Source organism: Bartonella sp. AA56HLJMS (assembly GCF_042197145.1).
In the GTDB taxonomy this organism is placed as follows: Bacteria; Pseudomonadota; Alphaproteobacteria; order Rhizobiales; family Rhizobiaceae; genus Bartonella.
On record NZ_JBHIRL010000002.1, the window covers coordinates 152,633 to 167,996 of the forward strand.

Annotated in this window: 11 protein-coding genes and 2 pseudogenes; 7 read left to right on the forward strand and 6 right to left on the reverse strand. The window is 37.2% G+C overall.

The genetic code is table 11. The features are described 5' to 3' along the window. Positions 1 to 912 precede the first annotated feature (912 nt). Both ACFINI_RS02030 and trxB read right to left on the reverse strand, forming a co-directional pair. Entirely contained in the window at positions 913 to 1,818 is a 906-nt protein-coding gene (locus tag ACFINI_RS02030; RefSeq protein ID WP_273791217.1) for a LysR family transcriptional regulator, read from the reverse strand. A gap of 42 nt (positions 1,819 to 1,860) precedes the next feature. Beyond that, entirely contained in the window at positions 1,861 to 2,817 is a 957-nt protein-coding gene (trxB, locus tag ACFINI_RS02035; RefSeq protein ID WP_375612968.1) for a thioredoxin-disulfide reductase, read from the reverse strand. A gap of 310 nt (positions 2,818 to 3,127) precedes the next feature. Here trxB and ACFINI_RS02040 point away from each other — a divergent pair, with 310 nt between their 5' ends. After that, positions 3,128 to 4,522 carry a TrkH family potassium uptake protein gene (locus tag ACFINI_RS02040; protein ID WP_375631664.1) on the forward strand — a complete coding sequence of 465 codons (1,395 nt, stop codon included), beginning with the start codon at positions 3,128 to 3,130 and terminating at the stop codon, positions 4,520 to 4,522. Positions 4,523 to 5,729: 1,207 nt separating this feature from the next. Here ACFINI_RS02040 and ACFINI_RS02045 read toward each other — a convergent pair. After that, positions 5,730 to 6,788: a glycosyltransferase family 4 protein gene (locus ACFINI_RS02045; RefSeq protein ID WP_375645493.1), complete on the reverse strand. Its 1,059-nt coding sequence runs from the start codon at positions 6,786 to 6,788 to the stop codon at positions 5,730 to 5,732. A 17-nt stretch (positions 6,789 to 6,805) separates the two neighbouring features. Then, positions 6,806 to 7,279, reverse strand: coding sequence for a transcription elongation factor GreA (gene greA / locus ACFINI_RS02050; RefSeq protein ID WP_007347010.1), 474 nt, complete (start codon positions 7,277 to 7,279; stop codon positions 6,806 to 6,808). 338 nt (positions 7,280 to 7,617) lie between these two features. Between greA and ACFINI_RS02055 the strand changes: the two genes are divergently transcribed. The 3 genes from ACFINI_RS02055 to ACFINI_RS02065 all read left to right on the forward strand — a co-directional run bounded on the left by ACFINI_RS02055 (position 7,618) and on the right by ACFINI_RS02065 (position 11,912). Further along, entirely contained in the window at positions 7,618 to 7,932 is a 315-nt protein-coding gene (locus tag ACFINI_RS02055) for an SH3 domain-containing protein (protein ID WP_375612971.1), read from the forward strand. A 258-nt stretch (positions 7,933 to 8,190) separates the two neighbouring features. Further along, complete coding sequence (gene uvrB / locus ACFINI_RS02060) at positions 8,191 to 10,500, forward strand: excinuclease ABC subunit UvrB (protein ID WP_375645494.1); 2,310 nt, start codon at positions 8,191 to 8,193, stop codon at positions 10,498 to 10,500. Positions 10,501 to 11,129: 629 nt separating this feature from the next. Beyond that, positions 11,130 to 11,912 (forward strand): BA14K family protein, encoded by a 783-nt coding sequence (locus tag ACFINI_RS02065; RefSeq protein ID WP_375629396.1) that lies wholly within the window; start codon positions 11,130 to 11,132, stop codon positions 11,910 to 11,912. A gap of 70 nt (positions 11,913 to 11,982) precedes the next feature. Here the strand turns inward: ACFINI_RS02065 and ACFINI_RS02070 are convergent. Continuing rightward, positions 11,983 to 12,294: pseudogene (locus ACFINI_RS02070) on the reverse strand (MBL fold metallo-hydrolase); the annotation flags it as partial. A gap of 4 nt (positions 12,295 to 12,298) precedes the next feature. Between ACFINI_RS02070 and ACFINI_RS02075 the strand changes: the two are divergent. Next, positions 12,299 to 12,697: pseudogene (locus tag ACFINI_RS02075) on the forward strand (sensor histidine kinase); the annotation flags it as partial. 472 nt (positions 12,698 to 13,169) lie between these two features. Continuing rightward, positions 13,170 to 13,793, forward strand: coding sequence for a BA14K family protein (locus ACFINI_RS02080; RefSeq protein WP_375645495.1), 624 nt, complete (start codon positions 13,170 to 13,172; stop codon positions 13,791 to 13,793). Between the two features lie 70 nt (positions 13,794 to 13,863). Here the strand turns inward: ACFINI_RS02080 and ACFINI_RS02085 are convergent, their stop codons facing one another. Next, the gene (locus tag ACFINI_RS02085; RefSeq protein WP_375606477.1) at positions 13,864 to 14,514 is read right to left on the reverse strand and encodes an MBL fold metallo-hydrolase; all 651 of its coding nucleotides are present in this window, start codon (positions 14,512 to 14,514) and stop codon (positions 13,864 to 13,866) included. A gap of 144 nt (positions 14,515 to 14,658) precedes the next feature. Between ACFINI_RS02085 and ACFINI_RS02090 the strand changes: the two genes are divergently transcribed. Beyond that, positions 14,659 to 15,363, forward strand: a complete 705-nt coding sequence (locus tag ACFINI_RS02090) for a response regulator (RefSeq protein WP_375645496.1) — start codon at positions 14,659 to 14,661, stop codon at positions 15,361 to 15,363. The last annotated feature ends 1 nt before the right edge of the window (position 15,364 follow it).

A 15,364-nucleotide genomic window follows, 5' to 3' on the forward strand; every position in this document is an offset into this window, starting at 1 on the left:
CACTTTTAAACACAATTGCCCTTATAATCAAAGGCCCTTACAATAAAATCTCTTCTATTTCTCAGCTTCTTCTTCGTCCTAAAACGAAGAAGAAGCCACCTCCCATCGTTGTGTAAGCAATCCAGTTTCCTTTAAGTTCTATTTAATAACTACTTGATTTACTTCATAGGCTTTATGAACAAGACCTGCCTTAAATATTCACCTCACATTCTAATAAAAAGCACTTCATGTATAAGGTTTTAAATATTTTATATCACCCCCCTAAAAGACAGACTTTTACAGTACAATAGAATATCCCCTCTCAAACTCCTCATTGAATTTTAGTATTCTTAAAAAAATTGTTGGATATCCACCAGTTTCGAAATTTTTTCTTTATCATCTTCCCATATATTGCAATTTCTAGGGACTCTTTCAAAAATTAAAAAAAAAGCCGGACATATGTCCGGCAAATTTGGAAAATCCTCAGAGATAAAATCAATCTGATAGATCTTCGTAAGGGAACACTCAAGAAAACGAAACTGGGAGGCAACATAATCAAGAGATAGTATTCTATGTCATTTTATAAGGAAAAGCACAACAAAGACTTAAGCGTATCTGCTATGCAATAAACACATAGCTTTAAATTTGTCTCCATCATGTACCACTCTCTTTAATTAAATAGTAAAAATGTTAACTACACCATCACACGATTGTCCATTTTTCAATATATAATAACCCTCACGGTTGCTAGCATTCATAAAAAACATTTATCCCTCTTTTCAAAAATATTTACCCGTACGAACTCCCTCCACTTTTAATGTGCAACAAATAATTTTAATTGATTCAATATAGGCAAATTTGAAACGAAAGAATATTACGGGAGTCTCAAGTTGCAAAACAGCTAATTATTCCTTATAAATTAAGATATTAATATTAAAAAGACCACTGGCGAGCTTTTAAAAAAATATAATCTCGAAAAGCATTTAACCTTGCCAAATTCTTTAAATTATAAGGATAACAAAAAAAAGTATCAAAAGAAGGAATATCAACCATATCAGGAAAAAGACGCACTAAATGCTCATCATTATTGACGATATAATCAGGAAGCACAGCAATCCCAAGATCACGCATAAGCGCATTCTTTATTGAGATGATATTGTTGATTTGTAAAACTGAAACGCGCAATGATCCATCACTTCTACCAGCCTTTTCCAACCAATTTAAACCAGACAAATAAGGTGGAACAGGTTCACCGAACGAAATAATACGATGCTCATCGAGATCAGACAATTTTTCCGGCTTTCCATAATTTGCAATATACTTTTCCGAAGCATAGACATGCATATGAATTGTAAAGAGTTTTCTTTGTATAAGATCAGGTTGTTTGGGTTGATGTAAGCGAACAGCACAATCCGCATGACACATTGTCAAATCAAGCTCTTCATCGGAAAGCAAAAGCTGAACCTGCATATCAGGATAAAGACTAAGAAATTCTGGCATACGCTCTGCAATCCACCCTGCCCCCATTCCAAAGGTCGAGGTCACACGCAAGTGCCCCGTTGGTTTTGCATAGCTTTCACTTAATTGCAAACGCACACTTTCAAGCTTCATCAAAACATCATGAGCTGTACGATAAAGAGTTTCTCCCTGTTCTGTAAGAATCAAACCACGCGCATGACGTTGAAATAAGGATACCCCAACCTCTTGTTCTAAAGCCGAAACCTGTCGTGAAACGGCTGATTGAGATAAATGAAGTTTTTGAGCAGCATGCGTAAAAGATCCCGCTTCTGCTGCAGCGTGAAAAACCCTTAACTTATCCCAATCCAACGGTGGCGCCACAATTAATTCTACCTCTATATTCTCTATGTTCTCAATGAATGACTAACGCCTGGGTATATCCAAAAACCGTTCTGCTTCCAACGCTGCCATACATCCTCTTCCCGCAGCTGTTACAGCTTGGCGGAATGTTTCATCTGTCACATCCCCAGCAGCAAAAACACCAGCAATGCTTGTTGCTGTTGAGTCTGGTGCTGTCCATAAATAGCCGCCTCGTTTTTGTTTCAGCTGTCCTTCAAACAGAGAAACAGCAGGATCATGCCCAATGGCAATAAATATGCCCTCTGCATTCACTTTCATCTCGTGACCTGTCTTAACATTTTTCAGACGTGCCCCTGTTACAACAGCGCCCTTTGAATCTTGAGCTGGCAGCCCCACAATTTCTTCAACCACATGATCCCAAAGAACACGCACATTATTACAAGCCAGCAACCTATCTTGCAAAATTTTTTCTGCCCGAAACTGTCCCCGCCTGTGAACCACGCTTACACTCTTAGCCAAATGCGATAAATAAAGTGCTTCTTCAACAGCCGTATTTCCTCCTCCCACGACAATAACGTCCTTATCACGATAAAAAAAGCCATCACATGTAGCACAAGCGGAAACACCTCCGCCCATAAAGGTCTGTTCACTTTCTAAACCAAGCCAGCGCGCTTGAGCTCCTGTTGCAATAATCAGTGCATCACAAGAATATTGTGTTCCTGAATCCCCATATAAGACAAAAGGATACTTCAACAAATCAGCCTTTATAATTGTATCATAGACAATTTTTGTCCCCATATTCTCAGCTTGTTTTGCCATTTGTTCCATCAACCATGGTCCTTGAATGGGATCTGCAAAACCTGGATAATTCTCAACATCAGTTGTAATTGTCAATTGTCCCCCCTGCTGCAAGCCCGTCACCAAAACCGGCTTAAGCATTGCTCTTGCTGCATAGACCGCCGCTGTATAACCAGCCGGACCTGAGCCAATAATTAGCAGACGAATATGCGATTGTACCATTAAATCCCCTTCACTTTATTATAAATTAATTATTCTATAAATGATAACGGAATGCAGCCTTTTAAAAAAATATTTTTCAAGAGCCCTAATTATGTTATGTATACTTCTTTTCAAGTTTTATGAAAAGGTCTGATTACTAATTCATCAAGGCACGCTAATGTTAAGAATTAATCCTTATCCTATAAAGAGAAAAATGTAACTTCTTATGAGCACAAAACCATAATAAAAAGAGATACAAAGATAGGGAACGATCATTTTTCAATTTATTATCAATGTCTGTGCACGTTTTGCCTTAATCATGGGAGGAGCAATGCTTTTGCCAATTTTTGTGGATTTGCACGACAACAATCGTAATTGGATAAGCTTTCTCTATTCTTGTGCCATAACCACCATGTTAGCAACGCTGATTCTTTTAGCAACTAAGGGAGCTACTTGTCGCTTTTCAGCACGGCTTGGCTTTATGCTCACTGTTTGTCTTTGGCTTACAGGAAGCATCGTAGGTGCCTTACCTCTTTATCTTTCTCCTCTTCCCATTTCTCTAGCAGGAGCCATTTTTGAATCTGTTTCTGGAATTACAACAACAGGCTCCACAGTCCTTTCTGATCTTGATAATTTATCGCGAAGTATTTTATTATGGCGTTCTCTTATATGCTGGATTGGGGGCATTGGTTTTATCGGTTTAGCCCTCTTAATTTTGCCTTCACTGCGTGTGGGTGGCGTGCGACTTTTTCATATGGAATCATCTGATAAATCTGAAAAAATATTGCCTCGCATCAACCAAATTGCTAACGGAATTATCATCGCTTATGTTGGGTTAACATTGGCTTGTATGCTTTCTTATTTTGCTGCAGGCATGAATTTATTTGATGCCATTAACCATGCAATGAGTACAGTAGCAACAGCTGGTTTTTCAACGCATGATGCTTCTTTTGGCTATTTTTCTGATACACCAGCCATCTTAATTATTTCAACAATCTTCATGTTGCTTTCTGCTTTACCTTTCGTACTTTATGTTAAATTAGTCCTTCCTGGACACTCTAAACGCTTCCTTGACCCACAAGTGATTGTTTTTCTCCATATCGTTCTCCTTTTCAGCTTTGCTTTAGCGGCATGGCTACGGTTTTATGATCATCGCGCGTTCCACTTGATTTTCCTTGATGTCATTTTTCACCTTTCATCCATTATTAGCACCACCGGTTACAGCGCTGAAGATTATCAACTTTGGGGACCGTTTGCGCTTGGAATTTTCTTTATTGTTTCTTTTACAGGCGGATGTGCTGGTTCTACTTCTGGTGGCATGAAAATCAATCGCCTCATTATTCTTTGGCGTATTACACAAACAAATATAGAAAAACTTCTTTCTCCTAATGTCGTTGTAAAAGCGCGCTACGATCACTCAAATATATCAAATGATGTTGCTCAAGCCGTTTTGTTTTTTGTCTGTCTTTATATGTTTTGCCTTGTTATCGGCACTGCACTTTTGCTTACAACCGGTCTTGACTTTACCTCTGCCTTTACGGGGGTCTTAACCGCACTTTCAAATGTTGGTCCAGGCTTTGGAGATATTATTGGCCCCACTGGTAATTTCTCTACAATCAACGATCATGCTTTATGGATTTTAAGTTTTCTAATGTTAGCTGGACGCCTTGAAATCATAACAATATTCGTCCTTTTTATTCCCGCTTTCTGGCGTGAACAATTCTAATGCAGAGATATTTTATGCTACCATGATAAAAAATTTACAAGATAAAAAGGCGAGAACAGTATGCGTCATAATATTCACTCCTCACCCAATCTACTGAAGATTTCCTAAAATTTCATACAAAACATCATATCAATGATATAAAAATAATTCAACAAAAACAATCAAATACCGATATTCTCAAAACCATAACATATAAAACTTCACTTTATTGATCTTCTTTATCAAATAAAGTGGACGCATAGAACATTCTTTTTTACGAATAATCTCTCATGCAAAAAATATGAATATTTGCTGATAAAAGTGTTTTTTCTCTTTAATAGAGTTACACCCTTATAGAAAAAAATGCTATTATATTACGAACTCACAAGCTTGTAAAAAACATCTCACAATACTCATCACCCCCATTTCACGACAGCCCTCATGAAAGATATAAAATGGGCACCATCATTTTTACTTAAATAATAAAGTGCATACCGAAACCACAACATAAGATACAATTAGCACCATCATATTATTTTTCTGCTGTTAATGTTGCAACAAACTGCATTTCAGACAATTTATAAGAAATCTCTTTACACCCTGTCTTCAATAGTTTTTATCCACCACATGCCTTCTTCCAATTGTGATGTACAAGAAGATAGCTCTCATTGTTAATATCAACAGATTTTACATAAGAAAATCTTACGGTACTCAAAGCTCTTATTTAAATTGAAAAGGTAATTTATTTATAAAAATCAATATATATATATATTGATCTTAAATCCATCTTATCATGAATTTATTGAAAATATGTACGACTATTTTATCCATGGAGATACCATCATTATCTTTTTAAGACAAGAAAACGTTTTTTTTGCTATCTATTTAAGTCTTACAAAACCAACAATATCAGCACGACACCGTATAAGATAGTGCATAAATCCCCAGACTTGAGTTAAAGCATTATTTTCTTATTCTAAAATATCAATGAATAAAAGTAGCTTTCTTCTCTCCTAGTATGCTTTATCATAAACTACATATCGCTCTCAAGCGTATACATTTTTAATCTTTTATCCAAAATTTTGGGAACTTCTTATAGTGTTCTACTAAAGACAATATAAATTTTGTAAAATAACATTTATATCATTGAGCTGTTTTCTTGATAACTATGAAAAACCTTTAAGGAAAATACTTTTATCATTCCTCAAGAAGATTTTTGATATAATAATCAAAGTCTTTTTTCTGCAAACAGTTCTTTGTAGACACGCCCAATCTCCGCTGTCTCCTTTTCCAAAGGAAAGTGCGTACGAACATGGGTTAAAGCTTTCTTTCCGGCTGCCAATGTTTTTTCTACATCAGCAAAATAAGGTTCAATTGCTGCTGTTAAAGCCGCTCCATCTCCTGCTTTTACAACTGTTCCTGTCGCTTCTACAACCAATTCTTTATAAGCTCCTGCATCACTCGTTACAACCGCAACCTGTGATGCCATTGCTTCTAATGGTGTTAAACCGAAACCTTCTGTACGAGAGGGTGCAACATAAAGTGTTAAACGACGGTACCATAAAGGGATGTCCAGAATCTCACCAAGAAAAATAATGCGATCATCCAGACCAGCCTTAGCAATCTTTTGGCGTAATTCTTTTTCAAAATGATAATATTGCTCTGTCGTACGACCAGCGATAAGTGCTGTCCATTCAGGATAGTCAGGCAATAATGCTATCATGGCATCAACAAATAAATCTGTTCCCTTTGAGTAGCGCAGACGCCCAAAACATCCTACCGCATATTTTCCTGGAAATCCTGTCGAAGAAAAGCAATCATCAAGAGTGTGTGGTGGAATAAAACGCCTCACATCCACCCCATGCATAATAACCTTATGAGGCACTTCTAGATAAGCGCCCGTACGTGTACTGGTAGCTATAACCCTATCCATACAGCGAATCAACCATTTGGTAAAAGGCTTATGATGACGTTGTGAAGCCGAAGTAAAGATGAGTTTAAGCTTCATTCGCAAAACATCGCGCAAAAAGATCCCACAAAGCATCTCAATATTGCGTCGTGCATGCCAAATACGAAATGGCTTCCCTTTCGGACTTTTCCAAAGTCCGAAAAGGTCCCTAAAGGCAAGAGTTGGCAAAGTTCGTGGTAAACCAAACCCCAAAGTGGATATACGCACACCTTGTTCGCGTTGCAGTGGAATAAGCTGAATAATCGTAGATGTTACTCCCGATAAACGCCTTTTAAAGTGAGGCGCAATAATTTCAGTTTCGTCCAAAGATACACGCATAATAATCCATATGTTATTTAGATGTACTGAACCTTAATGATCTCGTAATTATGCGCACCACCTGGTGCATTCACCTCAATCACATCACCCTCTTGCTTGCCAATGAGTGCACGTGCGATAGGCGAAGAAATAGAGATTTTTCCAACCTTTACATCAGCTTCTTGATCTCCTACGATCTGATACACTTTTTTTTCCTCAGTATCCTCATCCAAGAGTTTAATGGTTGCACCAAATTTTATTTTGTCACCTGAAAGACGCGAGACATCTATAACTTCTGCTCGTGCGATATAATCTTCAAGCTCATTTATACGCCCCTCATTATGACTTTGCGCTTCTTTAGCTGCATGATACTCAGCATTTTCAGATAAATCACCATGCGCACGCGCCTCAGAAATTGCTTCAATAATTCGCGGACGCTCCTGTTGTTGACGCCAACGCAACTCTTCTTTAAGACTCTCAAAACCAGCTGTAGTCATCGGAACTTTTTCCATAATCCGTCCCTTTCTATTACACGGAAGGTTTAATAAAAATACAAAAAACGGCTTCCAAAATTACTTTTGGAATCCGAAAACTACGATCTTTTTTATTATATAGTACAGTATCGCTGTTTTCCATATAAAAATAAATAAAGGAAACAAAACATGCACAAATAGTGATTAAAACATCTCATTTTGGTGTTTAAAACGTTAAACTTCACTCTTCTCTTTAAAGTGTCCTAAAGAAGAAAGAATTGTATTTTTTTCTGTTTTATCATAATCTAGTAAAAGAAATTATATAGAATATGAAGAGAGAAGGATAGAAAATCTCTAAAGAAATTCTTTACAGAAAAATGAAAAAAATCGTCATTTTTTTTATGTTTGGCTCTTTCTTTTTAGCCACAACAATATCAGAGGCAGCAGATGCTTTTGTTACGAGAAATCTTAATTTTAGAACAGGTCCCAGCACTCAATATGCACTTTGCGGCTTAATCTCTGCTGGAGAATTAGTTTTTGTTAAAAACTGTGAAGGAAATTGGTGCCATATCCGATATAACACTCAAATAGGTTGGGTGTCATCTCGTTATCTTTCATTTAAAGATGGAAATGATCTTTATCACACATATACAATGTCTTTAATGCCCAAACGTACCGATTATTCTCCATAACAGCTATAATAACTTATGCCCTCTTGAATATCATCATGGCAAAAATGCAATAGTGTTCACGAACAACCACAAATATGCTCCTTCCAAAGAAATACTTCGAAGAATTTGTCTCATAAAAAACTTGATCAATATCCTAATGAAAGCTCTAATAAACCAAAATAAATCTGTTCAATAACGTTTTGCTGTTGTCGTAATAAATTTGTAAAAATTAGTATTTTCTTTAAAATCACCAGCACTTTTCTATCAAAGGATACAACAATGAAAAATGGTGTTACTGCAACAGTAGAAGCTCTTTCTGCTCTTATTGCTTCAGGTAATCCTCTTTTTAAGAATGGTGCATTATGGACACCTCACCGCCCCATTCGTCCTGAAAAATCTGAAGGTGGTATTCCATTTCAACTCGAAACATCTTTTAAACCAGCGGGAGATCAACCTCAAGCCATTAAAACTCTGGTTGAGGGAATTCAAAAAAATGAACGTACACAAGTGCTTTTGGGTGTTACCGGCTCAGGGAAAACCTATACAATGGCCAATATCATTGAAAAAACACAGCGTCCAGCTTTAATATTAGCTCCCAATAAAACTCTAGCAGCGCAGCTTTATGGGGAATTTAAAAGTTTTTTTCCCCATAATGCCGTCGAATATTTTGTTTCCTATTATGACTATTATCAACCAGAAGCCTATGTTGCACGCTCAGACACTTATATTGAAAAGGAATCCTCAATTAATGAACAAATCGACCGTATGCGCCATGCTGCAACACGCGCTGTCTTAGAGCGTGATGATGTTATTATCGTCGCATCTGTCTCCTGCATCTACGGAATTGGTTCCGTAGAAACCTATACGGCCATGACCTTCGAAATAGAAAAAGGGGACAAACTCAATCAACGAAAACTCTTGGCTGATTTAGTCTCTCAACAGTATTATCGACAAGATATCAACTTCGTTCGTGGTTCCTTTCGTGTACGAGGGGATACAATCGAAATTTTCCCTGCCCACCTCGAAGATCGTGCTTGGCGTATTTCGCTCTTTGGCGATGAAGTGGAAACAATTACGGAATTTGATCCTCTCACCGGACAAAAAACAGGCGATCTTCAATCAATTAAAATTTATGCCAACTCACACTACGTAATACCACGCCCAACACTTAACCAAGCGATGAAATCTATCAAAATGGAACTCGTTCAACGCCTCGATGAGTTGAACGAAGCTGGACGTCTTTTAGAAGCACAACGTTTAGAACAACGTACAGTTTTTGATTTGGAAATGTTGGAAACCACCGGTTCATGTCCGGGAATTGAAAATTATTCACGTTATTTAACAGGACGAAATCCCGGTGAACCACCCCCAACTTTATTCGAATATATTCCACTCAATTCTCTTGTTTTTATCGATGAAAGCCATGTAACCATTCCTCAAATTGGTGGTATGTACCGAGGTGATTTTCGCAGAAAAGCAACCTTAGCAGAATATGGTTTTCGCCTCCCTTCTTGTATGGATAACCGTCCTTTGCGCTTTGAAGAATGGGATGCTATGCGCCCACAAACGATTGCTGTCTCCGCAACACCTGGACGGTGGGAAATAGAACAATCTCACGGTACTTTTGCAGAACAAGTTATTCGCCCCACAGGGCTTGTTGACCCACCAACAGAGGTTCGTCCAGCCAAAAATCAAGTCGATGATGTTGTGAATGAAATTCGTAAAACAATTCAAAAAGGCTACCGCACACTAGTGACCGTCCTAACCAAGCGTATGGCCGAAGATTTAACGGAATATCTGCACGAACAAGGTATTCGTGTACGCTATATGCATTCCGACATTGATACATTAGAACGCATTGAGATTCTACGCGATCTTCGGCTTGGCACCTTTGATGTCCTCATTGGTATCAACTTGCTCCGAGAAGGCTTAGATATTCCAGAATGTGGTTTTGTTGCCATTCTAGATGCCGATAAAGAGGGCTTTTTGCGCTCTGAAACTTCCCTCATACAAACAATCGGACGTGCTGCACGTAACGTAGATGGCCGTGTTATCCTCTATGCAGATACGATCACTGGTTCCATAAAACGAGCCTTACAGGAGACACAAAGACGTCGACAAAAACAAATAGCCTATAATGAAGAACACCATATCACACCGAAAAGTATCAAAAAAAATATCGGAGATATTCTCAATTCAGGCTATGAAAACAACCATATTCGTACAAATATCCCTGATGTCATCGAGAAAAAAAATATGGTTGGCAACAATTTAGCATCTCATATTAAACACCTCGAAAAATTAATGCATGAAGCAGCTGCTGATCTTAATTTTGAAGAAGCAGCACGCCTTCGCGATGAAATCAAACAATTACAAAAGATAGAACTAGAACTCGCAGAGAATCCCTTAACACATCATAGAGAACAATCCCCCCATGAGCCCGTGTTACAACCAAGTCTTTTCTCCAAACCAGACCTTGCACACATGGGACCAACCATGGACACTGGTATTTTGGAAAATCAAAAAGGAAAATCTCGTAAAAACACCCCTAATCAAGCAACAATAAAACGAAAAAAACGCAATCAATGAAGGAGAAAAAAATTTCAAACCGCATAAAATAATCTTCAACTCTTCTAAAAAAAGACGAAAGCTCAAAAGCAAACAGCGTTATCCGAAAAATAGACAACCTCCAACATCAAGGGTGCTTCAATTTGTCTAAAACAACATGAGAGAGAACATTTTATAAAAAATTTCTAAAATATATTATCTTTATACAGTTATACTCTGATATCTAACTCAATATTATTTATCCTTACAAGAAAATATTCAAATAGGACACTGTCCTATAACACAAATAAAGTAAAATAAGACTTTCTCATAGAACCATAAGCCTATGATAAAAAATGATAACTTTTATTCATATCCCTATTGTTCAATTCATATTGTACCAAACAATAAAAAATTATCCCTAAATAAAGAGTTTATATTCCATAGTAAAAAATCGTGGACTCTCAATACAAACTTATTAATTAACCTCAAGCAGAGTACATTAATTGAAATCAAAATTCTGTTATGATTTCATTTTACTGTCTCCGCGATAGATTTAACTAAATAAATTTTTATTTTTTTGTCACAATAAAGCCCAAAATTGTTCAGGCTCTATTCAGTTTGAAACGTATAGGATGTGAAAAATACGAATTTACACAAGGAGCATCATTATGAAAAAAGTGATCAGGCTAGCGGTATTATCAGCAATGTCAACTGTGACCGTTTTGATGCCGCTAAATGCAACGCTTGCGGATATGGCATGGAATCGTAGTGACTCTATCTCGAGAGAAATAGATGATATGATGAGGAAGATGCGTAAAGAAACAGATGATGCGATAAGGGAAATGAGGAAGAAAGCTGATATTCTGCCTTGCGGTTTTTCTCGCTCCCATTGTTCTGATAAAAAACGTAGCTTTTTATCTGATGATTTCCAAAAGTTTGTTGATGATTTCCACAAGAGTTCTGATGACAACAAGAGAAGATTTAAAGCCAAACATGAAAGGTCTGTAGCCAAACAGAGTAAGACGGAACAACAACATCATCATCACCACCACCACCATTATCATCATGTTGAAAACAAAACATATCATTACGTCGAGCGCAAAAAGACAAAACACAGTAATATTCATATAGATAACTCAGGAGATGCTTTAGCGGTGGGTATTCTTGGTCTTGCAACAGGTACGATTCTTGGTACAATTTTAAAAAAACCAGAACAGCCACAAGTGGTTTATCAAATAGTACCACAAAATCAGGTAATTTATCAAAAAGTTCCGCAAAATCAAAGAGTTTATCAAGTGCAGCAAACAGTGGCATATGAGCCATTCCAGCAATCATTAGAATCTGATTGGCTTAACTATTGCAAGAAAAAATACCGTTCCTTTAACCCTAAAACAGGGACCTTTCGAGACCGTAATGGTTTGGAACACATTTGTTATGCCCCAATAAATTAACTTCTGTTCTGCCCTACTAAAAAGTTTTAAATGGCAAAAAAAAAACGCTTCAAAGCGTTTTTTTGTTTTCTCATATATTAAAATCTTGAAGAAAAGGATTATTTTGGTGCTCATAGCCTATACTACTTTTGGGATCATGCCCACAGATAAAACAAACATCATCGCCTAAGGGTAAAACTTTTTCTCGAAGGGATTTCATCAATTTTTCATAAGAACAGAAGGGGAAGTTCGTACGTCCAATAGAACCACGAAAGAGAACAACACCCAAGAAGGCTAAGCGCTCTTTTTCATTGAAATAAATAACATGACCAAGAGAATGCCCTAGTGTATGCAAAACCCTAAACTCATGTCCAGCAAAATACACACACTCACCATCTTCTAACTATATCGAACAACGCCCCATGATGCTTGCGGATGTAAGCCATGATTTAAGAACCATTCTCACCCGTTTCAAACTTCAACTAACATTAGCAAATAATGACTTTGATATCAAGCCGCTTGAGCAAGATGTGAGCGACACGCAAAACATGTTAGAAGATTACCTTGCTTTTGCCCGTAGTGAAGAAAGTGAATGTGTTAAAACTTTTGATTTAAATGCTCTTATGCAAAAATTCTCCACCGATGCGCATCTTCACAAACGTCAATTTTCCTACACCATTGAAAGCCCTACACAAATACAAGCACACCCACGTGCCTTCACGCGTCTCATCAGCAATATTGTGTCAAATGCATTTTGTCATGCCAATACTGTCAAACTAACAGCCATATCCCAACAAGAATGTTTCCCATATATCAAAAAAAGTTCCCGCAATATATTATATTTATACAGTTATAATATGATATCGAACTCAATATTTAGCCTCACAAGAGAGTAGTCAAACAGGACTGTATTCAATCACACAAATAAGGTTCTATCTTAGCACCATAAGCCTATAATAAAAAACGATAACTTTTGTTCATACACCTATTGTTCAATTCATATTGTATCAAGCAATAAAAAATTACTCATCAATAAATAATTTATAACCAATAGTAAAAAATCTGGTGCTCTAAATACAAGCTGCTTAATTAATCTTAAGAAGAGTACATTAATTGAAATCAAAATTCTGTCATGATTTTATTTTATTGTATTGATAATAGTTTTAACTAAATGAATTTTTATTTTTTTGTCACAATAAAGTCCAAAATTGTTCAGTCTCTATTCAGTTTGAAACGTGTAGGATGTGAAAAATACGAATTGACACAAGGAGCATCATTATGAAAAAAGTGATCAGGTTAGCGGTATTATCAGCAATGTCTACTGTAACCATTTTGATGCCATTAGATCCAACGCTTGCGGATATGGCATGGTATCATAACTATGATATGAGAAGGGAGGCTGGTTTACCGTCTCACAATTTTAGCTCCCATTTTTCTCATAGTGAACATCACTCTTTTGATAACCCCCACACGCGTCATTATGTTAGCCATAAATGGGGAGCACAACAACACCATCATGTTGAACACAAGACATATCATTATGTCGAGCGTAAAAAGACAAAACACAGTAGTATTAATATAAATAACTCAGGAGAAGCTTTAGCAATGGGCATTCTTGCTCTTGCAGCAGGTGCACTTCTCGGCAAAATTTTAAAAAAACCAGAACAACCACAAGTTGTTTATCAAACCGCACCACAGCATCAAATTGTATATCAACAGGCTCCACAAGAACAGATAATTTATGAAGCTCCGCAAACGGTGGAATATGAGCCAGTACAACAATCATTAGAATCTGATTGGCTTCAATATTGCAAGAAAAAATACCGTTCCTTCAACCCTAAAACAGGAACTTTCCGAGACCGTAATGGTTTGGAACACGTTTGTTATGCCCCAATAAATTAACTTCTGTTCTGCCCTATTAAAAAGTCTTAAATGGCAAAAAAAAACGCTTCAAAGCGTTTTTTTTATTTGCTCATATATTAAAATCTTGAAGAAAAGGATTATTTTGGCGCTCATAGCCTATGCTACTTTTGGGACCATGCCCACAGATGAAACGAACATCGTTGCCTAAAGGTAAAACTTTTTCTCGAAGAGATTGCATCAATTTTTCATGGGAACAAAAGGGGAAGTCCGTACGTCCAATAGAGCCACGAAAAAGAACATCACCCAAGAGGGCTAAGCGCTCTTTTTCATTGAAATAAATAACATGACCAGGAGAATGCCCTGGTGTATGAAAAACCTTAAACACATGTCCAGCAAAATGAACGCACTCACCATCTTCTAACCATCGATCAGGAATACAAATGCAAGCATCAGTGATGCCATAATTTTTTGCGCTTTCGCTCACGGCATCCATCACAGGCTTATCATCGCGATGTGAACCGATAATTTTTACATTAAGCGCTTCTTTCACTTGCATTGCTGCTCCTACATGATCAAAATGACCATGTGTTATCCAAATAGCCTCAACGATAACACCATTCTTTTCGATTACGTCTTGAATTCGTGGCCAATCACCACCAGGATCAACGAGAACCCCCGTTTTACATTCACTATCAAAAAGCAAAGTGCAATTTTGTTGGAATGTCGTAACTGGAATAATATGTATATTAAGACTACCCATAATATCCTTTTCAAAAATAACTTTTTTAAATTTATAAATAAAACTTTCTCTCCTTTAAGGTAAAGGTGCTGCTCGACAGCTTTATACAACTTATGTAAACTTGCATTTTGTGTAAACTAAATTTTTATCAAGGTTTTTTTAAGAATGAGCAATCACGTTCAAGTTTTGTGTGACGATGCCCCTCACCTTCTTGTGATTGATGACGATACACGTATTCGCAATCTTTTATTTCAGTTTCTCATTAAAAATGGATTTCGTGTTTCAGTTTCAGCTAATGCGAATGAAGCAAGACGACTGTTAGCAAGTTTAGATTTTGATCTTCTTATTGTTGATGTCATGATGCCTGGCGAAAACGGTATTGATCTCACTCATTCACTCCGCCAAACAAAAGATGTCCCTATCTTCATGTTAACAGCTTTATCAGAAATAGGCAATCGTATCCGTGGATTAGAAGCAGGGGCAGATGATTATCTGGCTAAGCCGTTTGACCCTCGTGAACTTCTCCTTCGCATCAACGCCATTTTACGACGTGGTTTTCCCCCTCACCAACCCAAAATTGAGCAAATAGTTTTTGGTCCTTATATATTTTCAATTTCACGACGCGAACTCAAAAAAGGAGGAGAAATTATTAAATTAACAGATAAAGAACAAGAAATGATGATCATTTTTGCCGAAAATGCAGGCGATACAATTCCGCGCCATAAATTCGCGACCGATGACAGCAATGTAAGTGAACGTGCCATTGATGTGCAGATCAACCGCCTTCGTCGTAAAATCGAAAAAAACCCAGCACTGCCTATATGGCTCCAAACCGTGCGAGGAATAGGGTACAAACTCTCTATTGAATAGG

Excerpts from the sequence above, each read along its gene's own strand:
- greA (WP_007347010.1), bottom strand. The coding sequence starts at position 7,279 with ATGGAAAAAGTTCCGATGACTACAGCTGGTTTTGAGAGTCTTAAAGAA.
- ACFINI_RS02085 (WP_375606477.1), bottom strand. The coding sequence starts at position 14,514 with ATGGGTAGTCTTAATATACATATTATTCCAGTTACGACATTCCAACAA.
- ACFINI_RS02065 (WP_375629396.1), top strand. The coding sequence starts at position 11,130 with ATGAAAAAAGTGATCAGGCTAGCGGTATTATCAGCAATGTCAACTGTG.
- ACFINI_RS02045 (WP_375645493.1), bottom strand. The coding sequence starts at position 6,788 with ATGCGTGTATCTTTGGACGAAACTGAAATTATTGCGCCTCACTTTAAA.
- ACFINI_RS02055 (WP_375612971.1), top strand. The coding sequence starts at position 7,618 with ATGAAAAAAATCGTCATTTTTTTTATGTTTGGCTCTTTCTTTTTAGCC.
- ACFINI_RS02040 (WP_375631664.1), top strand. The coding sequence starts at position 3,128 with ATGCTTTTGCCAATTTTTGTGGATTTGCACGACAACAATCGTAATTGG.
- uvrB (WP_375645494.1), top strand. The coding sequence starts at position 8,191 with ATGAAAAATGGTGTTACTGCAACAGTAGAAGCTCTTTCTGCTCTTATT.
- ACFINI_RS02080 (WP_375645495.1), top strand. The coding sequence starts at position 13,170 with ATGAAAAAAGTGATCAGGTTAGCGGTATTATCAGCAATGTCTACTGTA.
- ACFINI_RS02090 (WP_375645496.1), top strand. The coding sequence starts at position 14,659 with ATGAGCAATCACGTTCAAGTTTTGTGTGACGATGCCCCTCACCTTCTT.
- trxB (WP_375612968.1), bottom strand. The coding sequence starts at position 2,817 with ATGGTACAATCGCATATTCGTCTGCTAATTATTGGCTCAGGTCCGGCT.